Genomic DNA, 21372 nt, shown 5'->3' on the forward strand with positions numbered 1-21372 from the left:
TCAATTGCCGCCGACATCCAACGGCGTGTCCTGACCGGTCAGCACACCCAGCAGTTGAACGCCGCCACGACGTAGAGCACGACGCCCACGGCGGCGAGCAGCAGCACCACGAAGGCGGCGACGCCGAGCGCCCTGCCGCGCCGGCGGACCACGGCGAGGATGCCCAGCACAAGAGCCCCGATGAGCGCGAGCGGCGCCACGAACCAGCCCCAGGCGAAGATGTTGGCGAGCACGACCACCGCTGTTGGGGCCGTGTCCGCCATGGCGAGGATCACGAACGCGAACCCCGCGGCCAACCACGCCGGCGCGACTACAGCGCACACGAGCGCCCACGCCCCGATAGCCCTACTCGGGCGCGGCGCTGGCGGAGTCGACATGCGGCCAACGGTATCGGCGCGCACGGGCATCCCGACACAGGGAAAGCACTGAACCGGCCGTCCGCTCACGCGGAGGTTTCGACACCATGCGGTCGCCGAAACCTCCGCATGACGTCACAGCCTCCGCGCCGGAAGGCCAACGGGACGCGCCCCAGAACTGCTAGCGCTCCCCGGGCGAACCGTGCCCCAGCGAGTGCGGCCGCCCGGCCCTGCGCAGGCTCGGGCCGAAGTGGTGTACGAGCGGGTCGGCCGCGAGCGGCTCGACGAACGAGCCCTCGATGATTCCGCGCACCTTCGGACCGCTGCGGGCGTAGTCGCGCTCGAGCGCGGCGAGCAGGCGCAGGACGGGCTCCGTGGGGCCCTGTTTGCCCGCCCAGCGGCTCGCCATGCCGAGGAACACCTCGCCGTCGAGGCTGCCGTTCGCACGCACGTGCGATTCGTAGAGCGGCGTCAGCTCCGGCACCGCGGAGACGACGCCGAACACCCACATCTCGATGGACCTCATGCCGAGTCGGGGTCCCGGTAGCCGAACTGAACCTGGCCGCCCAGCATCATCGAGGAGGGTACGTCGATCCATCCCGCCTGGGTGCGCATCAGCGGCCGGCCGCTGAGGCGCGGCGACGGCGGGTCGCCGGTCGGCACGTAGCGCTGTGCGACCGAGAACGACACGCGGGTCGCGTACTCCCACACCTCGACGATCACGGCGGGAGCGGCGGCGCCGTCCACGGGCACGGTGCCGTCGACGGCGAAGGCGATGAACTCGGCGTCGGTGCGGCTACTGGCATAGACGCGAACGGATGCCGCGGCATCCGCGAGGCTCGAATCGGTCATGGTCACCTGCTCCCAGGCTCCGTCCTTCTGCACGATGGCGAAGGCGGGGAACGAGCGGCCCTTCGTGGCGAGCTCCATGATGCCGGCGAACATCGCGCGGTTGCCCAGCGGCGTCTCGTTGCGCTGGAGGGGCACGGGCACGTAGGCGGGGACGGCTGCCGGACCGGACGGCACATCGACCGGGTGAGCGGCGGTCGGCGGCGCGGTGTCAACGGGAGGTCGGGCGACGGGAGCAGCGGGCGCAGGCGCGGCTCGCGGCGCTTCAACGACGGAAGGCACCGACACCGGCGGCACCGGAACCGGCGGCACCGGAACCGGCGGCGGCGGCGCGGCGGGCAGCGCAACGGCCGGCGCGGACGGCAGGGCAGAGGCCGGAGGGTCGAAGCCCGGCACCGGCGCCGTGGTCGGCGGCGGCCCGAAGTCCGGGGCGGCAGTACCGGCAGCCCCCGAAGCACCCGGCGCGACGCGCAGCACCGGCGGGTCCCACTGCGGAAGCGGGCGGGAGGGCGGCGCCGCGGGCTCGGCTGCAACAGGCGCTGCGGGCGCCGAGAACGCTATCGGCAGCGCCGGCGGCTCCGCGGGGGCGAGCGAGGCGGCGGGCGGCGGCGCGAAGTCCTGTGGGTCGCTGAGCTTGGGCCGAGGGGCATCCGGCGCGGGGCTGACCCACATCTCGGGGAACGTCGGCGCCTCGGGCGGCTCGCCGTCCTCGGGGTCGTACCAGCCGTTGCGGGCGAGGTACAGCGTGCTGCCGAGAAGCGTGGCCCTCTTGCGCATGGCGCCCTTGAGCTCGTAGCGCAGCCCGATGCGGGCACCGCGGCCCGTGCTGAAGTTCCAGGCCTCGACGATGATGCCCCTGCTGCGCGCGCGCTCGAAGGTGATGACACCGTCGACCGCGTAGGCCGTCGCATCCGCGCCGTCCTGGTCTGACGCCATCTGCTTGGCGATCGCCGCCGGGTCCTCGTTGCGGGCCGCTGCGACCCGGCGCGGCTCGTGCTTGCCGTCCTTCGAGACGAAGACCAGCGGCGCCACCGGCGACCCCTTGCTCATGAGCGAATCGATGGCGGCCGCGAGCGTACGGTTCGCGAGCTCGAGCGCCTGGGGGTCCACGCAGCCAGAGTAGCCGGACTGTCGCACCGGACCGGGTAGCGCAACCCCCTCCTGCATTTCCGGCGCTCACCGTGGCGTCGAAGGGCTACGGCAAACAGGGAAGAAGCAGCACATTCGACAACTAGTCGGCGGCACTCGCTAGCCTCGGCTCGTGGCGATCACCTGGGCAGACGTGACAGCGCGCCGGATGCACCGCCAGCGCCTCAGCGCGGCGGCCCCCGACGTCGAGGCAGCGGTGGTGGCGATGGCCGCGGCTCACGCCCAGGTCGCCTCTGCGGCGGAGCTGTCGATCGGCATCCGCACCGAGGGCACCACGCGCGCTGACGTGCGCGGGGCCGTGGCCGAGGGCACGCTCACCAAGACGATCGGCCCTCGCGGCACCGTCCACCTGCTGCCTACCCGCGACCTGGGCCTCTGGCTCGGCGCGCTCGACGACCTGCCCGTGTCGAACGGCCTGCCTGCGGCCTCCCGCCTGAGTGACGGCCAACTGGCGGAGGTCATCGGTGCCATCGCCACGGCTCTCGACGGTGCCGACCTGACCGCCGAGGAGCTCGATGAGCTCGTCGTGGCGGCGACGGGCCCGTGGGCCGCCGACCCGGTCGTCCCGGCCTTCGGGGGCTGGTGGCCGCGCTGGCGCCAGGCGATCGCCCGCGCGGCCAGCGCCGGCGTGCTCGCCTATGGCGCCGGTAGAGGGCCGAAGGCCACGTACACGCGACCGCCCGCATTCACAGTGCCGCCGGACCCGGCCGCGGCGCTGCTCCATGAGTACCTCCACGGCTACGGCCCGGCAACCCATCGGGAGTTCGCACAGTGGCTTGCCGCTCCGCTCGGCTGGGCCGCGGCGGTGTTCGAGCGCGCGCAGATCGAGCCGGTGGAGGTCGAGCCTGTCGAGGCCGGCGCGGGCGGGCCGGGGAGCGAGACTCGCTGGGTCAACCGCGGAGACACCGGCTTCACGGATGCCACGGCGGCGGGCATCCGGCTGCTGCCCTATTTCGACCCGTACGCGGTGGGTTCGCACCCGCGCGGGGTGCTGTTCCCCGGCCGTGCGGCCGAGCGGGCGCTGAGTCGCGGACAGGCAGGAGTGTTCCCGGTCGTCCTGGTCGACGGGGTCGTCGGCGGCGTCTGGCACCTGAAGCGGTCCGGCAGGCGCATCGCCGTCACCGTCGAGCCACTCGTCAGGCCGGGCAAGGTGCAGAGGGCGCAGCTCGAGGAGTGCGCCGAGCGGGTGGGGGCGATCCTCGAGGGCGCCGCGGTCCTCACCATCGGCGAGGTCACGGTGGGTCCGCACGCCTAGCAGGCAGACGCGACCGGTACAACCCCCGGAGCAGAACAATCGCTTTCCCTAGTCTGAGACGAACTACTGGGGTACACCCACTGGGGGACGTGCCACTGGGGGAGGAGGTCGTGATGATCGACGACAGCGCGACTGGCGAGAAGCTGATGCAGGGCAGGTACCGCCTAGGAGAGCTCATTGCCCACGGCGGCATGGCCGACGTGTTCCGCGCCCACGACGAGTTCCTGGGGCGCGACGTCGCTATCAAGGTGTTCCGCGCGAGTGCGACCGCCGAACTCGACTTCCAGCGCCAGGAGGACGAGGTCAACGTCCTCGCCCGCCTCAACCATCCCAATCTCGTGACGCTGCTCGACGCGTCCGTCGACCGCACCGACCCCACCGCAACCCGCATCTACTACGTCATGGAGCTCGTGCAGGGCACCGACCTCAAGCGCCGGCTCGACGAGGGCCCGCTCGTGGCACGCCAGGTCGCCCAGCTCGGGTACTACGCGGCGACGGGACTGGAGTACGTGCACGCGCAGGGCGTCGTGCACCGCGACATCAAGCCCGCCAACATCCTGCTGACGTTCCACGAGGACGGCAGTCGCGTCACCGCCAAGCTCGGCGACTTCGGCATCGCGTCGATCGGCCCGGCGGAGCCGATCGCCGACGACGAGATCGTCACCGGCACTGTGGCGTACTTGAGCCCCGAGCAGGCCCGGGGCGAGGAGGTCGGCACGGCGAGCGACGTCTACTCGCTCGGCCTCGTGCTGCTGCAGTGCTTCACCGGCGTGCTCGCCTTCCCCGGCCCGGCCGAGGAATCGGCGCGCGGCCGACTGCTCGAGGATCCCCAGCTGCCCGACAGCGTTCCGGCGGAGTGGGCGCCCCTCCTACGCGCCATGACTGCGCGCGAGCCGCGCGACCGGCCGGACATCCACGACGTCGCCATCGCCCTCCGCCAGATGTTCGCCGCCGAGAGCGGGCGGCACCGCGCCCCCGCGCCGGAAACACCCACTACCGATCACGAAGCTGCGCGGCTCGAGGCCGTGCGCCGATACGACCTGCTGGGCGCTCCGTCCGCGAACGCGTTCGACCGCGTCACCGCCATGGCGGCCCGCGTCCTGCACGTCCCGGTCGCCATTGTGAGCGTCGTCGGCCACGACCGCATCTGGTTCACCTCCGCGCACGGCATCGAGGTCACCGACATCGCCCGCGTTCCCGGTCTGTGCGCCTCGGCGATCGAGAGCGACCAGCCCTGGGTGATCGAGGATGCCCGCGCCGACTCCCGCGCTCTCGACAACCCGCTCGTGACCGGAGAGTTCGGCCTCCAGTTCTACGCCGGAGTGCCCCTTGCCACCCCCGACGGCTACAACCTCGGGACCCTGTGCGTGCTCGACTTCGCCCCGCGCACGATCTCGAAGGACGAGCTCGCGACGCTCGGCGACCTCGCGGCCATGGTCATGCACGAGCTGGAGCTGCGCCGCGAGGCGAAGTCGCTCCTGGGCGACAACGAGGCCGCGTGGCTCGGCACACCCGACACGGACGAGAGCGGGGCCATCATCACAAACCGCTCGTCCACCGGTCCGATCGAGGTCAACAGCCTTTCGTGAGTGTTGCCCCCGCGGCGGGGGCACAGCCGTCTAGCATTGGGGTACGCCACGACCCTCACGGTCGGGCGCCGAACCGGGCTGACGTTCGAAGGGGAGCGATTCTGGGGTACATAGCGCACGGCATCGCCAACCCGATCGCCCGGCTCTGGCTCGTCGCATCCTCGCAGTCGTGGCGCCACCTGCCCACGCCGTCGGACGCGCCTCTGGTGCACGCGCCGGGCGCCGACTCCGACCGCGTGCTGCTGCTCGGGTCGGGCATCGCGGTCGGCTACGGCGTGATGTCGCACGACCTCGCGCTCGGCGGCCACCTCGCCCGCGAGCTGAGCGCGATCACGCGGCGCGGGGCGTCCGTCGACATCGTGGGCCGTAGCGACCTGTCTCCCACGAGCGCTCGGGCCGTGCTCGCGGCGCTGGACCTCTCCCGGTTCGACGCGCTCGTGCTCACCCTCGGCGGCCTCGAATCCCTCACGCTCATGCCGCAGCGCCTGTGGCAGAACCAGCTTCGCGCCCTGCTGGAGGACCTGCACCGGCAGGCTCCCGCCAGCCTCGCCGTCTTCGTCGTGGAGACCGGAGCCCCGCTGCTCGCCGGACTGCCCGCGCTCGTAAGGGCACTGGTGTGGCGGGCGATGACCCGGATCAACCTGGCGACCAAGCAGCTCTGCACCGAGTTCGGCAGCACCACGTTCGTCGCCTTCACGCCCGCGCAGGGAGATGTGAGCACGCTCACGGGCCGCACGACCTACCGCGGCTGGGCCGAGCTGATCGCGCCGGCGGTCGCCAGGGTGCTGGATGACGAGGTGCGGACACGGACCCCCGACGCCGTCGACGAGGGGCAGCGCCAGCTCGCGCTCGACGCGCTCGACCTCGACGGCGCTCCCGACGCCGAGCTCGACCAGACTCTCGAACAGATCGTCGCGAACGCCCGCGACCTGTTCGGCGCGACCGGTGCCGCCGTCACGATCATCGACCACGACGTGCAGTTGACGAAGGCGGCGGTCGGGATGCCCCGGGCCCCGCTCCCGCGGTCGATGTCGATCTGCGACCTCACCATCCGGCGCGCCGGCCTGCTCGTCGTCGAGGACACCATGACGGACCCGAGGCTCGCGGCGTCGCCCTGGGCCGACGGCGCGCACGGCCGCTTCTACGCGGGCTACCCCGTAGAGTCGCCCGACGGCCAGCGGGTGGGCGCACTGTGCGTCGTCGATGCGGCGCCCCGACGGTTCAGCGACACCGATGCCGCCCTGCTCCGGCAGTTAGCACTCCGGGTGCAGTCGGCGCTCTGGGGCAGCGCGGCGTCCCGCTGACTACCGGCGGCGCGGCTTTCGCGGGCCCGCGGGGCGTTTCGCCCTGGGAGCCTTCGGTGCGCGCGGCGGCTTCGGTGTCTTGGGGGTCGGCTCGCCGCGGGAGCTGTTCGCGGTGCGGCCCCGCACGATGCCGATGAACTCCTCCACCTCCGGAGACGCCTCGAGCCACACCAGGGCGACCTGCGTCTCCGGGCCGTCGGTGACCGGCCGCGCTACGACATCGCGCCGGCTGAGAGCGCGGGCGACGGACTGCGGCATCACCGCGACGCCGACGTTGGCCGCGACGAGCTCCACGTCGGCCGTCCAGTCCGAGTCGAGCAGCGTCTCGCCCCCGAGGTCGCGGAGCGCGACCGAGTCCAGTGCCTCGATCGCATGGTCCTTGGGAACGACGACCACGGGCTTCTCGATGTAGAGGGGAATCGCGCTGAGAGCCTCGTCCGCGAGTGGGAGCCTCAGGAGGGCGACGTGCGCCTCGCCAGACACGAGGGCGGCGACGGCATCGGCGGAGGAGCCGGGTCGAAGGGCGAGGGGATGCCGCGGCATCCGCTCGTTCCAGATGCCCGCCCACTTGCCGGGGGTGACGCCGAGCACGTACGCGACCACGAAGGGAGGAGGCTCGGCCATGGGCACAGGCTACCCTTGGACCGTGCCAGACCAGACCATGAAGCCCGCCACCGCGGCCAAGAAGCTCAACATCTACCTGCCGGCGACCCCGCAGGAGTTCCAGGACGGCGAGGTCACGCGCAGCCAGTTCGTCGAGCTGCAGGCCAACCCGCCCGAGTGGCTGCTCGAGCTGCGCAAGAACGGGCCGCACCCGCGCCAGGAGGTCGCGCGCAAGCTCGGCATCTCCACGTCCGGGCTCGCCAGGGCGGGCGCCGCAGACGTCATGACGAGCGCGGAGATCAAGGCCCTGCTCGAGCAGAAGCCCGAGTGGCTCGTCGTCGAGCGCGCCACCCATGCGGCCGTGCAGGAGGACAACGCACGCATCAAGACGGAGCGCGCGGCGAAGGCGGAGGCACGCGCTCCCCGTGAGTCCGGTGGAGGGCGCGGGCGCTGACGCACCGCCCCCGCTAGGGTTGGGCTCACCGACCACGCTGGACCCTCTGGGAGGCGCCATGTCCTTTCTCAGCTCGCCCCATGAGGCCTTCAGCGCGGGCTTCTACAGCGACACCGACTTCGACTACGCGGTTCGCGGCCTTCTCGGGCACGCGCCGTTCGGCGGCTCGGAGCCCGGTGAGGTGCTCGCGACGATCGCCGGGGTGAAGGACGGCGACCATCGAGCGTGGTTCACGGCCTGGCGCGAACTGGGGCAGCGCCTGCTGCGCCTGGCCGACGACCTGCGCGACGCGGACCACTTCGACAGCGCCTCCGGCACCTACCTGCGAGCGGCGACCTACCTCTCCGTCGCGGTCGACTCGGCCGGCGATGACGTGCGGCTCGAGGTGTTCCGCGAGCACCGCGCCGCGTGGGACGGCTTCATCGACACCACGGTGTACTCCGCGGAGCGGGTGGAGATCCCGTACGAGGGAACGGCGCTGCCCGGCTACCTGATCCGCCCCAGCGACGACGACGAGCCCCGTGCCACGCTCATCCTCAACAACGGCAGCGACGGATCGCACAGCTCCCTGTGGGGCGACGGCGCGCACGGCGCGCTCGCCCGGGGATACAACGTGCTCTTCTACGACGGACCGGGGCAGCAGTCACTTCTCTTCGAGCGGGGCATCCCGTTCCGACCGGACTGGGAGAAGGTCATCACCCCGGTCGTGGACTTTCTGCTCGCCCGGCCCGATGTGGACGGCGAGCGGCTCGCGATCTTGGGCATCAGCCAGGGCGGCTACTGGGTGCCCCGTGCCCTCGCGTTCGAGAAGCGGCTCGCGGCAGCCATCGTCGACCCGGCCGTCGTCGATGTCTCCGCCTCCTGGTTGGCCCACCTGCCCGCACCGCTGCGCACGCTGTTCGACGAGGGCAAGCGCGAGGCCTTCGACCGAGATATGGCGATCGGGATGCGCTTCGGAGCCAGTGCGGCGCGCACCTGGGCGTTCCGCGCGCGGCCGTTCCAGAAGGACGGCTACTTCGACACGATCACCGAGGTGAAGCGCTACACACTCGGGGATCTCGTCGCCCGGATCACGACGCCGGTCTTCATCACGGCTGCCGACGACGAGCAGTTCTGGCCCGGCCAGTCCGCGCGGTTCGCCGAATCGCTATCGGGCGAGAAGGTGCTGCAGGCCTTCACCGCGGCCGAAGGGGCGAATTTCCACTGCCAGCCGCTGGCGCGCACCCTCACCGACCAGCGCATGTTCGACTGGCTCGACGCAGTTCTCGCCCGGTAGCTTTCGGCAGGTCCGGCGACTAATCTTGTCGGTACCCGGGGAGCATGGATCCTGCGAGCCGGCGCAGGTCGGGGGACTATGTTCTGCTCGAGTATTTTTCAGGGGATCCGTGTTTAGGGCTGCCGCGCGGGTCGTCGCGGGCCCCTTCGTCGAACGGCTCCTGGCGACCGCGGCGCACTCGATGGGCGAGCTCCCACGGCCGGACGGCGAGCCCCGAGTGCACGCGATGGGCCCGGACCCGGATCGCATCCTCATCCTCGGCGCCGGCATCGTGAGCGGAGTCGGCGTCGCCTCCCACGAACTCGGGATCGGCGGCCACCTTGCCCGGCGCCTCTCCGCGCTCGCCGGCAGGGGAGCGGACGTCGAACTTCTCGGCGTGCCGGAGCTCACCGCCGCCGCGGCCGCCAAGCTCATCGCCGATTCGGACCTCGCACGGTTCGACGCCATCGTCGTCATGCTCGGCACACGGGAGGCCATCGGGCTGCGCGCCGCCTCGGCGTGGGAGCGGGACGTCCGCACCCTGCTGGAGTCGATCACCGCGAGCGGGCCGCCGCGCCTGCCGGTATTCATGGTGGCGATCGCGCCCCTGCCGCGCACGCTTCCCATGGGCCGGATGCTCGGGCCGATCGTCGGCCGGCATGTTGAGCGGCTGAACGCCGCCACTCGCTCAGCCTGCTCCGGCGCGGTGCACTTTGTGGAGCTCGGTCCGAACACGGTCGGGGACTTCAGCGGCCTGAGCGCGACCTCCACGTACGCGGGCTGGGCGGCGCAGATCGCCGAGCAGATCCACCCGGTGCTCAATGTCGCCGTGCCCGTGCGCAGCGCGCCCTGCGTCGACGAGGCCTACCGACAGGAGTCCCTTGACGCCATGGGCGTGCTCGACAGCCCGCCGACTGCAGAGCTCGACGCCCTTGCCCGCACCGCCAAAGACCTGTTCGGCGTGATGGCCGCTGCCGTGAACCTCATCGACCACGACCGGCAGGTGATGAAGAGCGCAGCCGGTCTCGACCGCAGGGACATCCCGCGATCCCAGTCGTTCTGCTCCACCACTGTCGACAAGGGCGGTGCGTTCGTGCTGGAGGACACCCGGCTCGACACGAGGTTCAGCCGCTTCGACGCGGTGCAGCAGGGCATCCTGTTCTACGCCGGATACCCGGTCGAGGCGCCGAACGGGCAGCGCGTTGGAACGCTGTGCCTGTTCGACTCCCGCCCGCGCATCTTCACCAGCGCCGACGAGTCGCTGCTGCGCGAGCTGGCCCTGCGGGTGCAGGCCGAGCTCTGGGCGGCTCCGCGCGCGGTCGTGCGGTAGACGCGCCGCGTTTGGGGGATTACTCCCTGAGTGATTCTCGCCATATGCTGACCTCCGAGGGGAGGCTGCCATGTTGGACGCACTCAGGACAACCGTGATCACACCGATGGTCGAGCGGTGGCTGGTCTCGTCCGACGCGTCCTGGCGCACCCTTCCTGTGCCCTCCGGCCCGCCGCTGGCGAGTTCAGCCGGGCCCGACCCCGATCGGATCCTGCTGTTCGGCTCGGGAATCGCCATGGGCTACGGCGTGAAGACCCATGACCTCGCACTCGCGGGCCACCTCGCCCGCCAGGTCTCGGACATCACGCTGCGCGGCGTGCAGGTCGACGTGGTCACGGGGGAGCACCTCACCGTCGACAACACGCTCAAGAACCTCACGGTCAGCCGCCTGCGCGAGCTCGACGTCGTCATCGCCACCCCGGGCACGCTCGAGAAGCTGCTGCTCATGCCGGTGCCGGTCTGGCGCTCGCGCATCGAGTTCCTCCTCGACCACTTCGCCGAGAACGCGCCGGCGAGCCTGCGGGTGCTGTTCGTCGCGGTGCCCGAGCTGTCGAAGATCGTCAGGATGCCCCGCCTCCTCGGCTGGGCCGCCGACAGGTCTGCCCGGGCGCTGAACCAGGCGCTGGAGGCATCGTGCGCCGCCCGCCCCTATGTCGACTTCGTGCCGTTCCGGCCGACCGAGCGCTCCGGACGTGGCGGCACGGGCCGCACGTACCAGCACTGGGCATCGCTCATCGCGCCGCGCGTGGCGCTCGCCCTCGACCAGCACCAGAAAGTCTCGCAGTAGTCTCCTGCCGGGGTACCGTTGTACTTGGCGCGTTGCGCCCGGTGAACAGGAAGACTTCCAACACGTGCCTGAGTGCATCCACGGCCTCGAGATACCGCTCTGCGACGCCTGCTACCCCAAGGCCCAGCCGGTCAAGCCGGTGACCGCCCGGGCCACGCGTCCCGCGGCACCGCGCGCTATCCGGGGCTCAGTCGTCACCAGTACGCGCAAGGCGATCGATCCGGCCCGCCAGCGCGTCTACCACGTCACCCACATCGGCAATCTCGAGGCGATCCTCGACTCCGGCGGGCTCAGCGCGTCGGCGGCGCCCCTCGTCGACCTCAGCACCGATCTCACCCGTGAGCTGCGGCTGACCGCCGAGGTCGGCCCCGGCCGCTCCGTGGCGGACTTCGTCTCCTTCTACCTCGCGCCCAGCGCGAGCGTCTGGGACGACCTGCGCCGCGGCGCCATCGACGAGACCCGCTGGTCGGCTGCGGCACGCTCCGCGGCCTCCGCCGACTTCGTCGTGCTCGTGACCACGGTCTCCGCGCTCGGCCCCGAGGCCGTCGTCACCGACGGCGACGCCGCCGGTAGCCTCACCCGCTTCTCGACGGGCGACGAGATCACCCGCGCACTCACCAAGCTGCACGACAGCGAGGCCCTGGGGCTTGCCGAAGTGCTCGCGCCGGGTTCGGTGCCGTTCTCCTCGATCCAGCTCATCGGTGTCGCGAACGATCCGGTCCGCGACCGCGTCCGCGAGCTCACGTCGGCGAAGGTCGCCGTCTACCCGCCCTGGTTCCAGGCCGAGCTCTAGCTCCGGTCGCCGGTCAGGCCGCGAGGGTGCCGATCAGGCGCCACACGGTGCTGGTCAGCGCAGGATGCTCGAGGGCAATCTGCCGCAGCACCCGGTACTCGCGGGTCGGGCCCGGTAGCACGCCGTCGTTCGCGGTGATCGCCTCCGCGCGAAGCAGATAGACCACGAGCTCGTCGACCGACGGCAGCTCCTCCATGAAGTCCCACGGGTCCTCGCCTGAGAGCAGCCGTTCGTGCACGACGGTCTCCAGCTCCTGAGCGGCCTCTGCGCGGAGCACCTCGAGGCTCGCGCGCCTGCGCACCCGGTACTCGCGAAACTCAGCCACCCATCGACCCTATGTCGGGCCGCCGACGGGCCCAAACCCTGCGGCAGGATGCTCGGCAAGCCCATAGCCTTGGAGCATGAGTTCCGCTCCCGACGCCACAGCCCTGCCCGTCGATCCCGCCTCCGCGGCCGCGCTCGCGACGCACAACCTCCGGCTCGGCCTCGTGGACACCGCCGACGCCCACGCCTTCACGGCGTGGCTGCGGGCCGACCACCGGGGGTTCCACCTCGCCGAGGCCGGCGACGAGGTCATCACGGCGAGTCTGGCGGGCCTTGCCTACCGCCGCACCACCGGGGTGTGGGACGAGAGCGCGCGGGATGCGGCATCCCCGGTCGCCACTGTCAACTCGTGGCCCGCCGACATGACCGTGCCGGGCGGCCGGAGCGTGCGGGCGTGGGCGATCAGTTCCGTGACCGTGGCGCCCACTCACCGTCGGAAGGGCATCGCCCGGGCCCTGCTCGAGGCCGAGCTGCGCACCGCGGCATCCCTGGGCCTGCCGCTCGCGACGCTCACGGTGAGCGAGTCGACGATCTACGGCAGGTTCGGGTTCGCCCCCGCCGCGTTCGCGAACGAGCTGACGATCAACACCCGCCGCGCCGCCTGGACCGGCCCGGCGAGCCCCGGCCGTCTGCACTTCCTCAGCACCGCGGAGTTCCGTGCGGAGCTACCGGCGCTGCACGAGCGGATCCGCGCGACCGGCGTCGGCCAGCTCGACGCGTGGGGGCTCCGCTGGGACGGGCTGGCCGGAATCGTCACGGAGGACAAGGAGCGGGCCAAGAGCCTGCGCGCGATCCGCTACGACGACGCCGACGGCACGCTGCGGGGTCTTGCGCTGTACCGCGTCTCGGGCGGTGAGCCGGACTACGCGGCGCACACCCTCACGGTCGAGTACCTCGCCAGCGAGACGGACGACGCCTACGCCGCGCTCTGGCGCTACCTGCTCGAAGTGGACCTCGTGAGCACCGTCAAGGCGTACGACCGCCCCGTCGACGAGCCGCTGGTGTGGCAGGTCGCCGACATGCGAGCCGTCAAGCAGGCGCCCTACGACCACCTCTGGACGCGCATCCTCGACGTGCCAGCAGCGCTCACGGCCCGGGACTACGCGGCGCCGCTCGAGACTGTCATCGAGGTAGCGGACGACCTCGGCTTCACCCCCGGACGGTACGCGGTCTCGGTTGTCGACGGTGCCGCCTCGGTGGAGCGCACGGACGCCCCGGCCGACGTCGCGCTGCGCATCAACGAGCTCTCCGCCCTGTACCTCGGCGGTGTGTCCGCGGCTGCGCTGGCCGCGGCCGGCCGCATCACCGAGCTGCGGGCCGGTGCGATCGCCGCGATCGATCTGGCCTTCCGCGAGGAGCGCGCCCCCTGGTTGTCGTTCTGGTTCTAGCGGCCCGCCGCGTATCCCTGTGCACCGCGCGGGTTGGCGGCGCCGAACAGCAGGCCCTCTGCATCCACCCCGACCGCCGACAGCCGGCCCAGGGACCAGTCGCCCGATACCGTCAGGGCGTGCCCTCTCGCGCGCAGCTCTGAGATGACCGGCTCGCCGAGCCGCGCCTCCACGACGGCCCCGCCGGGCACCCACTCCCGCGGCCAGAACGAGTCCGGGAATGCGGTGGAGTGCAGGGCAGGCGCGTCGATCGCCTGCTGCGGGCTGTACCCGCCGACGATGGTGCGCAGCAGGTACAGCAGCTGCCAGGTGTCCTGCTGGTCGCCACCGGGGGAGCCGAGGGCGGTGACCGGCTTGCCGTCCCGGAGCACGAGGGTCGGGGTGAGGGTGGTGCGGGGCCGTGCCCCTGGCCGCAGCGCGGACGGTGCCGCGGGGTCGAGCCACGTCATCTGCAGTCGGGTGCCCAGGGCGAACCCGAGGCCCGGGATCGCGGGGGAGGACTGCAGCCAGCCGCCCGAGGGCGTCACGGCGACGAGGTTCCCCCAGCGGTCGACCACGTCGATGTGGCAGGTGTCGCCGCGGGTCTCGCCGGTGGGGGCGAGAGGCAGCGCGCCGCCGGTGAGTCCCGAGGACTCGGTCGACTGGGAGGCCCGCAGCGGCGGGCGGAAGCCGCCCTCGAGCCCGGGCCGGTACTCCAGGGACGCGGCATCCGTGATCAGAGCACGGCGCGACGCGGCGTAGTCGTCGGAGAGCAGCTGGTCGAGCGGTACGGCGGTGTCGCCGTACCAGGTGTCGCGGTCGGCGAGGGCGAGCTTCTCGGCCTCGAGGATGGTGTGGGCACCGAGCGCCGTCGAGGGGTCGAGCCGGGCATCCTCGAAGCCGTCGAGGATGCGGAGCATCTGCAGCAGCACAGGGCCCTGGCCCCAGGCTCCCGACTTGACGATGGTGTGCCCGCGGAACTCGGCAGTCACCGCAGGCTCCCAGCTGGCACGGAACTGCTCCAGGTCCGCCCGTCGGATCACGCCGGCGTGGTCTCCGCCGGTGGAGTGGCGGTGCGGCGTGCGGACGAAGGAGTCGATGGCCTCCGCCACAAAACCTGCGCTCCACGACGTGCGCGCACCCTCGATGCGGTCCTCGCGGGTCGAGCCGCGCGCCGCCAGAACGAGCCGCTCGTAGGTGTGCGCGAGCTCGAGGTTGGTTCCGATCGGGCGGCCGTCGCCGTAGCTCGACCACAGCGCGTGCGAGGTCGGCCAGTGCTCCTCGAACAGCGCCGAGACCCGGGCGATGGTGGCGCGAACGGCAGGCAGCACGGGATGCCCGTCCCGGGCGTACCCGATGGCGTACTCCAGCACCTCCGACAGCTCCCAGGTACCGTGGTCGCGCAGCAGCAGCATCCACGCGTCGACCGCCCCGGGCACCGCCGCTGCGAGCGCACCCGCGCCGGGCACGAGCTCGAGCCCCTCCGCGCGGTAGTGCTCGATGGTCGCGCCGACCGGTGCCGGCCCCTGCCCGACGAGCACCCGGGGCTCGCCGCCCGCGACCGAGACGATGCCCACGAGATCTCCGCCGGGTCCGTTCAGATGCGGCTCGACGACGTGGAGCACGAACGCCCCGGCCACCGCCGCATCGAAGGCGTTGCCGCCGCGTTCGAGCACCGACTGCGCCGACGCGGTGGCGAGCCAGTGCGTCGAGGCCGCCATGCCGAAGCTGCCGGTGAGGGTGGGGCGACTGGTGAACGGGGCTGGCGGAGTGAAAGTCATCCTTTCGAGGCTAACCCCGAATCAGCTAGGCGAGCGCTCCGACTTCGCGAAGTTTCGCCTCGAGGTCGGCGTTGGTGGGCTCGACCTGGTGCGTCCCGTCCGGGAAGACGATGACCGGGATGTTCGTGCGCCCGCTGATTGCCAGAGCAGCGTTCGCGCCCTCGACGACGGCATCGACATCCACGTAGGTGTACGCGATCTCGTTCGCGTCGAGCACGCCCTTGGCGCGCCGGCAGTCGATGCACCAGTCGGCGCCGTACATGGTGATCTCGGGGGACGTCATGGTTCAAGGCTAACCCGCACCGCGATCTCCAGGCCGCGCGCGATGTCCTCCACGCTCAGGTCCCGCTCGCTCGGCACGTGGATGAACCCCGCCACCGGAACGGCCGCGCCGGCCAGCAGCCGGTACATCACCGAGTTGCAGACGAACGCGCCCGCCGAGAGCGACACCTGCGCCGGGATGCCCGCTGCCGAGATCGCGTCGGCGATCGCGCGCACGGGCAGTCCGCTGAAGTAGGCCGCCGGGCCGTCCGGATCGATCCGCTGCTCGCGCGGCTGCGCTCCCGCGTTGTCGGGGATCCGGGCATCCTCGAGGTTGACTGCAACGCGCTCGGGCGTGATCGCCGTCCGACCGTCTGCCAGGCCGACCGCGATGACCACGTCTGGCCGATGCTCCTCGATCAGAGTGTCGAGCACCACGGAAGCCCGCTCGAACTCCACCGGGAGCACGGCCGCTACCACTCCGGGAACGCGTGTGACGGCCTCCCACGAGGAGTTCGTCGCAGCGCCGTCGAACGGCTCGAACCCGGTCAGCAGGACTGTCACGGAAGCGGCGCCGGCCCGTCCGTCGGCTCGCCCTTGGGCAGCAGCTCCTCGATCTCTTCGAGCGCGTCCTCGTCGTCCGCGGGCACCGGGTCGGTCAGGGGGTCGGGCGACGGCGCGAACGAGTCGGTGAACATCGTGTCGTCGCTCTCGTCAAGGCCAGGGTTCTCGCGTTCCATGGTGCCAGCTTCCTCTCGCGGTGATGATGTGCGGCCTCCAGTCCACGTGGGGGTCATATCCCCACCGTAGGGTGGAAGCATGACCACGTCGACACCCGCCCTCGAGATCAGGCATCTCACCAAGCGCTTCGGCACGAACGTCGCGGTCGACAACCTCGACCTCGTCGTGCCGAGCGGCTCGTTCTTCGGCCTTGTCGGGCCCAATGGCGCGGGGAAGACGACGACTCTCTCGATGGCCACCGGGCTGCTGCGTCCGGATGGCGGCAGCGTGAGCATCCACGGCGTCGACGTCTGGACCAACCTCGTGAAGGCGAAGAGCCTGGTCGGCAACCTGAGCGACGGCGTTCGGCTGTTCGACCGCCTGACCGGCACTCAGCTCGTCACCTACGCGGGCCTGCTCTACGGCATGGAGCGGGACGTGGTCACCGCCCGCGCGGCGGACCTGCTCACGATGCTCGACCTGGAGAGCGCCGGCAACACGCTCGTCGTCGACTACTCCGCGGGCATGACGAAGAAGATCGCCCTCGCCTGCGCGCTCGTGCACGCGCCGCAGCTGCTCGTGCTCGACGAGCCGTTCGAGTCGGTTGACCCCGTGAGCGCGGCGAACATCCGCGACATCCTCGAGGGCTTCGTGAAGTCGGGCGGCACCGTGATCGTGTCGAGCCACGTCATGGACCTCGTGCAGCGCATGTGCGACCACGTCGCCGTCATCGACAAGGGCCGCGTGATCGCCGCGGGAACCACCGACGAGGTGCGCGGCGGCTCGACGCTGGAAGACCGCTTCGTTGAGCTCGTCGGCGGCCGCAACAAGGGGGAGGGGCCGGAATGGTTGCGACTCTCGTAAGGCTGCGCTTCCTGCTCCTGGCCAACAGCCTCCGGAAGAGCCCGTGGCAGATCGTCGCGGTCATACTCGGGGCGCTGTACGGGCTGTTCCTCCTCGGGGTCATCGTCGTCGGCCTTATCGCCCTGCGCGCGGCGCCGATCGACCTCGCCCGCACCCTGGTGGTTCTCGTGGGCGCCGCGACCATCCTCGGCTGGACGTTCCTCCCGGTGCTCACCTCCGGCCTCGACCAGACCGTCGACACCGCGAAGCTCGCGCCGTTCCCGGTGCCGATCAACACCCTGGTGCTCGCGCTGGGCGTGAGCGGAGTGCTCGGCGTTCCCGGGATCATCACCTCGATCGCGGCCCTCGGAACCGTGGTCACGTGGAGCCGCGACCCGCTCTCGGCGTTCGCCGCGCTCGTGAGTGCCGTCATCGGCGTCCTCACCGCGGTCGTCGGGTCCCGGATGCTCGGAGCCCTCGCCTCACGGATCGGCTCCGGCCGCCGCGCCCGGGAGGCAAGGACGCTCATCGTGGTCATCCCGCTGCTGCTCCTCGGCCCCATCATCCTCGTGGTGTCGAACCTGCTGCGGGACGTGTCCAACATCCTTCCGACTGTCGCCCAGGTGGTCGGCTGGACCCCGTTCGGCGCGGTGTGGGCGGTGCCGGCGGACGTGGCATCCGGTGACTTCGCCAAGGCCGGCCTCGAACTGCTCATCGCGCTCGCGACCCTCGTGGTCTTCGTGGCCCTCTGGCGGTGGGGGCTCGCCCGCGCGCTGGAGCGCCCCGCCCGCGCCGCCGCGGCGCAGGTCTCCAAGCGCGGCAGCGGACTGTTCGGCGTGTTCCCCGGCACTCCCACGGGTGCGGTGGCCGCGCGCGCCCTGACGTACTGGGTGCGGGACCCGCGCTACGCGCAGTCGCTCATCACGATTCCCATCGTGCCCGCGCTGCTGTTCTTCTGGGGCGGTTTCGGTGAGAACCTCGCCATCCTCGTGTGGGTCGGTCCGGTGGTAGCGGTGCTGCTGGCGATGTCGATCTACACGGATGTGTCGTATGACAACACGGCGTTCGCCCTGCACGTGCAGACCGGGGTGAGCGGCATGGCCGACCGACTCGGTCGTGTGATCGCCCTCGCCGTGTTCGCGGTGCCCGTGTCGATCCTCCTCGTCGTGGCGAGCGTCGCGGTCTCCGACACCTGGCAGCTGCTGCCCGGGCTGCTGGGCATCACGATCGGCATCCTGCTCTCCGGTTTCGCGGTGTCGTCACTGATCTCGGGGCGGTTCACGTTCGCGGTCCCGGCGCCGGGCGAGAGCCCGTTCAAGGCACGGCCGGGCGGAGGCTTCAGCCTCATGCTCACGACCTTCGCGTCGTGGGCGGTGCTCGGGGTGCTCATCCTCCCGGAGCTCGTGCTCGCACTTCTCGGCTTCGCCACCGACAGCCTGCTGCTCGGCTGGCTCTCGATCGTCGCCGGTCTCGTGGTGGGCGGCGTGCTGCTCGTGGTCGGCGTGCGGGTCGGCGGTCGGATCCTCGACCAGCGCGGGCCGGAGCTGCTCGTGCAGCTGCAGAAGCAGAAGTAGGGCTAGAAGAGGGTCTCGGGGGCGCGGGGCGCTTCGAGGGACTCGGGAATCGAGGCGGCGCCGCCGGGGAAGCCGGGGCCGGTGTCCGGCTGGGCACCGCGGGCGAAGGCCTCTGCGGCACCGCGAGCGCGGGCATCCGCCGCCTCGTTCATGACGTGGCCGACGTGGCCCTTGACCCACTCGAAGCGGTAGCGGCGCCCGACCAGAGCGGCGTCGATCTGCTTGAGCAGCTCGAGGTTCATGACCGGCTTGCCGTCTCCCTTGCGCCAGCCCTTGGCCTTCCAGCCGGGCATCCACTTGGTGACGGAGTTGATCACGTACTGGCTGTCGCACAGGATGTGCAGGTCGTCGTCGACGTGCGCGGTCGCCCGGAACAGGTCGAGAACCGCCATGAGCTCGCCCTGGTTGTTGGTCGCGTGCGCCCAGCCGCCCGCCGCCCAGGTGTTGTCGTCGACATACCAGGCCCAGCCCGCGGGGCCCGGGTTGCCGAGAGCGGATCCGTCGGCAGCAGCAGTAATAGTCATCCCGTCTAGGGTATCGACCATGCCCTCCTACCGAGTGACCATGGCCGTCGGCGCGCTGCGCGCCGCACCCGACACGGTGCTCCCCGCGGCGCGGGCGGCAGCGCTCGAGGTCGCGGTGCTGGAGGCGTCCGACCTGCAGGTCGTGCGCGGCGAGGCAAGGATCGTGGTGCGGTTCACCGCGGACGACCGCGACGTCGCGAACCAGATCGCCGCGCACGTCGCCTCCGCGACCGGCGCCACCGCAGACGTGACCGGATGGCGGCTGACTGAGCGCGTCGGCGGCCGCTGGGAGTAGGGGCGCGAACGCGAGACGATGGGGGCGGATGCTCGGGCATCCGCCCCCATCGAGCTTCAGGGGACCGGCAGCATCCCGGTGAGGAGGAACGCCGCGCTCGGCTCGTCGGGCGTCACCTCGAGGCCCGCGTTGTAGTCGACGCCGTCAAGCTGTACGACGCAGGTGGTGGTGGTCCCGGCCTCGGTCGAGGGGAAGGGCACGCACTCCACGGTGCCGACCTCCCAGGTCTTGGCGAGCTCGGTGCGCAGCTCGGCCTCCATCCCGGCCTGCGTCAGTGCGGTCGCCCGCTCCTGAGCGCTGAGCGTGGCGACGGGTGCCGGAATCGCCGTGCTGTCCGCGGGCACCGGCGGCGTGATGGCCGAGAGCAGAGCGGGGTTGCCGACGAAGGCGAAGTACAGGAGTCCGGCGAGTGCGACGGCCGAGAGCAGGTACGTCACCACCATGCCCGCACCGCGCAGTCCGACGCGCACCATGCGCACGACGAAGTAGATCAGCGGCAGCAGCACCCACCACAGCGAGGGGGCGCGGTAGCCGGTGTCCCTGAGCTGGCGGATGTCTTGGCGTGCGAGGAGGAAGGTCATGGCGAAACCGACGACGGCCAGCCCCGCCTGCACCAGCAGCGGGTTCACGATCGAGAACACAGTCATGCCCGCGATCAGCAGCGCGCCCAACCACAGGGGCGATGCCGCGTACAGCCAGCCCGCGAACGTCTGCGAGTTGCCGGTGGGCAGCTCGGGCCGCGCGAACGAGTCCTGCCACGCCTGCTGCTGCCGCACGGGCGGGTACCCGCTCGCGACGCGAGCGCGGTCGACGCTGGAGAGGGTTGAGCTTGGCGCCGGGGCGGAGAGCGGCGGCGCGGGTTCAGGTGCCGGCTCGGGCAACGGAGCCGGCGCGACCTCAGGAGCGGGCTGCGGAGCAGGAACGGGCGCGGCGATCGGCTCTTGCGGCGTGGCGCGGGCCATGGGCTGGATGCCCGCCGCCGGGGTGTCCGGCTCGCCCTGGGAGAGCGGCCCGACCTGAGCGCGCAGCTCGCGCCTCGATCGTGCCTGGTCCGTGGTCTCACGCACGGGCGACGGGACGGCCGCCGAGGGCACGGGCGACGGGACGGCCGGCGCTGTGGGAACCGCCGCGGGCGTCGGCTCAGCCGGGATCGGCCGGAACTCGTTGGTCCATCCCGTGCCGTTCCAGTGCCTCAGCCGAGTGGCATTGGGTCGATCGGGATACCAGCCCTCCGGCGGTAGCCCTGAAGTGTCTGCCATTCGTCTTTCTGTCCGCTAGTAGCGCGTCTGGTCCGTGGTCGGCTCAGTGGTGAGCGGTCCTCCGAGCATCTCACGCAGTTGCCTGCGCGTCAGCGTCGTCGAGGGATGAGGAGCCGGCGCCGACCGTTCGGGGGTCGACGCCAGCCTGCTTGAGGAAGTACGCGAGGAGGCGAAGTCGGGCACCATGTCGATGACCAGCGGACGCACCTCGGAGGACCACGCCTCGCCGTCCCACCATCGGAGCTGTTCAGCTCCGGACTGGTCCGGGTACCATCCCGCGGGAATGGTCCCGCGCTCCATGAGTGACAATGTCGGCCCCCCGCCGTACTAAGTAACACCCCGACTGTAGCCACGGGCATCCCGGAGCAGTCAGTCCCACTACGGGGATGACCACTTAGGGGGCAACTAGCGGGTCAGGAGGTTCTGGCGCGAGGGGTGCTCGTCGAACCACTGGGCGACGTACCAGCACATCGGCACGATGCGGCGTGTGGAGTTCTTCTCGACGTCGTCGACGGCGAACGCGACGACCTCGCCGGCGTAGCCGTTGCCGCGCAGGCTCGGCTGGGTGAAGGTGTGGTGGAACGAGATCGAGTTGCCGTTGATCGCGTAGTCGGCCACGGCAGCGAGGTGTCCGTCGACCATGAGCGTGTAGCGCTTGGCATCGGGTTCGTGGGCGAGTTCCTTCATACCTCCAGCCTAA

Annotated in this window: 25 protein-coding genes; 12 read left to right on the forward strand and 13 right to left on the reverse strand. The window is 71.3% G+C overall.

Features of this window, described 5'->3' with window-relative positions:
• Positions 1-38: 38 nt before the first annotated feature.
• The 3 genes from AC1RTC_RS04015 to AC1RTC_RS04025 all read right to left on the reverse strand — a co-directional run bounded on the left by AC1RTC_RS04015 (position 39) and on the right by AC1RTC_RS04025 (position 2315).
• On the reverse strand, positions 39-377 hold the full coding sequence (locus tag AC1RTC_RS04015) for a hypothetical protein (RefSeq protein ID WP_493154162.1): 339 nt from the start codon (positions 375-377) through the stop codon (positions 39-41).
• Between the two features lie 160 nt (positions 378-537).
• A complete protein-coding gene (locus AC1RTC_RS04020) occupies positions 538-882 on the reverse strand; it encodes a hypothetical protein (RefSeq protein WP_493154163.1) in 345 nt (114 codons plus the stop codon).
• Positions 879-2315: a hypothetical protein gene (locus tag AC1RTC_RS04025; RefSeq protein ID WP_493154164.1), complete on the reverse strand. Its 1437-nt coding sequence runs from the start codon at positions 2313-2315 to the stop codon at positions 879-881. The genes AC1RTC_RS04020 and AC1RTC_RS04025 overlap by 4 nt, the downstream gene beginning before the upstream one ends.
• Before the next feature lie 151 nt (positions 2316-2466).
• On the opposite strand from AC1RTC_RS04025, the gene AC1RTC_RS04030 reads away from it, so the two are divergent.
• From AC1RTC_RS04030 to AC1RTC_RS04040, 3 genes are all read left to right on the forward strand, one after another.
• Positions 2467-3609, forward strand: coding sequence for a DNA glycosylase AlkZ-like family protein (locus AC1RTC_RS04030; RefSeq protein WP_493154165.1), 1143 nt, complete (start codon positions 2467-2469; stop codon positions 3607-3609).
• A 113-nt stretch (positions 3610-3722) separates the two neighbouring features.
• Positions 3723-5198: a protein kinase domain-containing protein gene (locus tag AC1RTC_RS04035; protein ID WP_493154166.1), complete on the forward strand. Its 1476-nt coding sequence runs from the start codon at positions 3723-3725 to the stop codon at positions 5196-5198.
• Between the two features lie 206 nt (positions 5199-5404).
• On the forward strand, positions 5405-6502 hold the full coding sequence (locus AC1RTC_RS04040; RefSeq protein ID WP_493154167.1) for a GAF domain-containing protein: 1098 nt from the start codon (positions 5405-5407) through the stop codon (positions 6500-6502).
• Here AC1RTC_RS04040 and AC1RTC_RS04045 read toward each other — a convergent pair whose 3' ends face one another.
• Complete coding sequence (locus AC1RTC_RS04045; protein ID WP_493154168.1) at positions 6503-7126, reverse strand: LysR family transcriptional regulator substrate-binding protein; 624 nt, start codon at positions 7124-7126, stop codon at positions 6503-6505.
• A 37-nt stretch (positions 7127-7163) separates the two neighbouring features.
• Between AC1RTC_RS04045 and AC1RTC_RS04050 the strand changes: the two genes are divergently transcribed.
• From AC1RTC_RS04050 to AC1RTC_RS04070, 5 genes are all read left to right on the forward strand, one after another.
• Positions 7164-7559, forward strand: coding sequence for a DUF5997 family protein (locus AC1RTC_RS04050; protein WP_493154281.1), 396 nt, complete (start codon positions 7164-7166; stop codon positions 7557-7559).
• 58 nt (positions 7560-7617) lie between these two features.
• A complete protein-coding gene (locus AC1RTC_RS04055) occupies positions 7618-8835 on the forward strand; it encodes an alpha/beta hydrolase family protein (protein WP_493154169.1) in 1218 nt (405 codons plus the stop codon).
• Positions 8836-8944: 109 nt separating this feature from the next.
• On the forward strand, positions 8945-10144 hold the full coding sequence (locus tag AC1RTC_RS04060; protein WP_493154170.1) for a GAF domain-containing protein: 1200 nt from the start codon (positions 8945-8947) through the stop codon (positions 10142-10144).
• A 70-nt stretch (positions 10145-10214) separates the two neighbouring features.
• Entirely contained in the window at positions 10215-10931 is a 717-nt protein-coding gene (locus AC1RTC_RS04065; RefSeq protein WP_493154171.1) for an SGNH/GDSL hydrolase family protein, read from the forward strand.
• A 64-nt stretch (positions 10932-10995) separates the two neighbouring features.
• Positions 10996-11724, forward strand: a complete 729-nt coding sequence (locus AC1RTC_RS04070; RefSeq protein ID WP_493154172.1) for a DarT ssDNA thymidine ADP-ribosyltransferase family protein — start codon at positions 10996-10998, stop codon at positions 11722-11724.
• 13 nt (positions 11725-11737) lie between these two features.
• Here AC1RTC_RS04070 and AC1RTC_RS04075 read toward each other — a convergent pair whose 3' ends face one another.
• Positions 11738-12049: a tryptophan synthase subunit alpha gene (locus tag AC1RTC_RS04075; RefSeq protein ID WP_493154173.1), complete on the reverse strand. Its 312-nt coding sequence runs from the start codon at positions 12047-12049 to the stop codon at positions 11738-11740.
• A gap of 76 nt (positions 12050-12125) precedes the next feature.
• On the opposite strand from AC1RTC_RS04075, the gene AC1RTC_RS04080 reads away from it, so the two are divergent.
• The gene (locus AC1RTC_RS04080; RefSeq protein WP_493154174.1) at positions 12126-13436 is read left to right on the forward strand and encodes a GNAT family N-acetyltransferase; all 1311 of its coding nucleotides are present in this window, start codon (positions 12126-12128) and stop codon (positions 13434-13436) included.
• Here the strand turns inward: AC1RTC_RS04080 and AC1RTC_RS04085 are convergent.
• Genes AC1RTC_RS04085 through AC1RTC_RS04100 form a run of 4 tightly spaced genes read right to left on the reverse strand, consistent with a single transcriptional unit; the run spans position 13433 to position 16197 of the window.
• Positions 13433-15196: a gamma-glutamyltransferase family protein gene (locus tag AC1RTC_RS04085; RefSeq protein WP_493154175.1), complete on the reverse strand. Its 1764-nt coding sequence runs from the start codon at positions 15194-15196 to the stop codon at positions 13433-13435. The two genes, AC1RTC_RS04080 and AC1RTC_RS04085, sit on opposite strands and share 4 nt — an antisense overlap.
• 25 nt (positions 15197-15221) lie before the next feature.
• The gene (locus AC1RTC_RS04090; protein WP_493154176.1) at positions 15222-15479 is read right to left on the reverse strand and encodes a glutaredoxin family protein; all 258 of its coding nucleotides are present in this window, start codon (positions 15477-15479) and stop codon (positions 15222-15224) included.
• Positions 15476-16021: a pyroglutamyl-peptidase I gene (locus tag AC1RTC_RS04095; protein ID WP_493154177.1), complete on the reverse strand. Its 546-nt coding sequence runs from the start codon at positions 16019-16021 to the stop codon at positions 15476-15478. The genes AC1RTC_RS04090 and AC1RTC_RS04095 overlap by 4 nt, the downstream gene beginning before the upstream one ends.
• Positions 16018-16197, reverse strand: a complete 180-nt coding sequence (locus AC1RTC_RS04100; protein ID WP_493154178.1) for a hypothetical protein — start codon at positions 16195-16197, stop codon at positions 16018-16020. The genes AC1RTC_RS04095 and AC1RTC_RS04100 overlap by 4 nt, the downstream gene beginning before the upstream one ends.
• A 79-nt stretch (positions 16198-16276) precedes the next feature.
• Here AC1RTC_RS04100 and AC1RTC_RS04105 point away from each other — a divergent pair, with 79 nt between their 5' ends.
• Both AC1RTC_RS04105 and AC1RTC_RS04110 read left to right on the forward strand, forming a co-directional pair.
• The gene (locus AC1RTC_RS04105; RefSeq protein WP_493154179.1) at positions 16277-17041 is read left to right on the forward strand and encodes an ABC transporter ATP-binding protein; all 765 of its coding nucleotides are present in this window, start codon (positions 16277-16279) and stop codon (positions 17039-17041) included.
• Positions 17023-18594 (forward strand): transporter, encoded by a 1572-nt coding sequence (locus AC1RTC_RS04110; RefSeq protein ID WP_493154180.1) that lies wholly within the window; start codon positions 17023-17025, stop codon positions 18592-18594. The genes AC1RTC_RS04105 and AC1RTC_RS04110 overlap by 19 nt, the downstream gene beginning before the upstream one ends.
• Before the next feature lie 2 nt (positions 18595-18596).
• Here the strand turns inward: AC1RTC_RS04110 and AC1RTC_RS04115 are convergent, their stop codons facing one another.
• Positions 18597-19139 (reverse strand): ribonuclease H family protein, encoded by a 543-nt coding sequence (locus AC1RTC_RS04115; RefSeq protein ID WP_493154181.1) that lies wholly within the window; start codon positions 19137-19139, stop codon positions 18597-18599.
• Between AC1RTC_RS04115 and AC1RTC_RS04120 the strand changes: the two genes are divergently transcribed.
• A complete protein-coding gene (locus AC1RTC_RS04120) occupies positions 19138-19413 on the forward strand; it encodes a hypothetical protein (protein ID WP_493154182.1) in 276 nt (91 codons plus the stop codon). The genes AC1RTC_RS04115 and AC1RTC_RS04120 overlap by 2 nt on opposite strands.
• Before the next feature lie 56 nt (positions 19414-19469).
• Here AC1RTC_RS04120 and AC1RTC_RS04125 read toward each other — a convergent pair whose 3' ends face one another.
• The 3 genes from AC1RTC_RS04125 to AC1RTC_RS04135 all read right to left on the reverse strand — a co-directional run bounded on the left by AC1RTC_RS04125 (position 19470) and on the right by AC1RTC_RS04135 (position 21359).
• Positions 19470-20672 (reverse strand): DUF2510 domain-containing protein, encoded by a 1203-nt coding sequence (locus AC1RTC_RS04125; protein WP_493154183.1) that lies wholly within the window; start codon positions 20670-20672, stop codon positions 19470-19472.
• Positions 20673-20687: 15 nt separating this feature from the next.
• Positions 20688-20972: a DUF2510 domain-containing protein gene (locus tag AC1RTC_RS04130; RefSeq protein WP_493154282.1), complete on the reverse strand. Its 285-nt coding sequence runs from the start codon at positions 20970-20972 to the stop codon at positions 20688-20690.
• A 105-nt stretch (positions 20973-21077) separates the two neighbouring features.
• The gene (locus tag AC1RTC_RS04135; RefSeq protein WP_493154184.1) at positions 21078-21359 is read right to left on the reverse strand and encodes a GNAT family N-acetyltransferase; all 282 of its coding nucleotides are present in this window, start codon (positions 21357-21359) and stop codon (positions 21078-21080) included.
• Positions 21360-21372 lie beyond the last annotated feature (13 nt).

Source organism: Rhodoglobus sp. GW821-FHT12B09 (assembly GCF_058809925.1).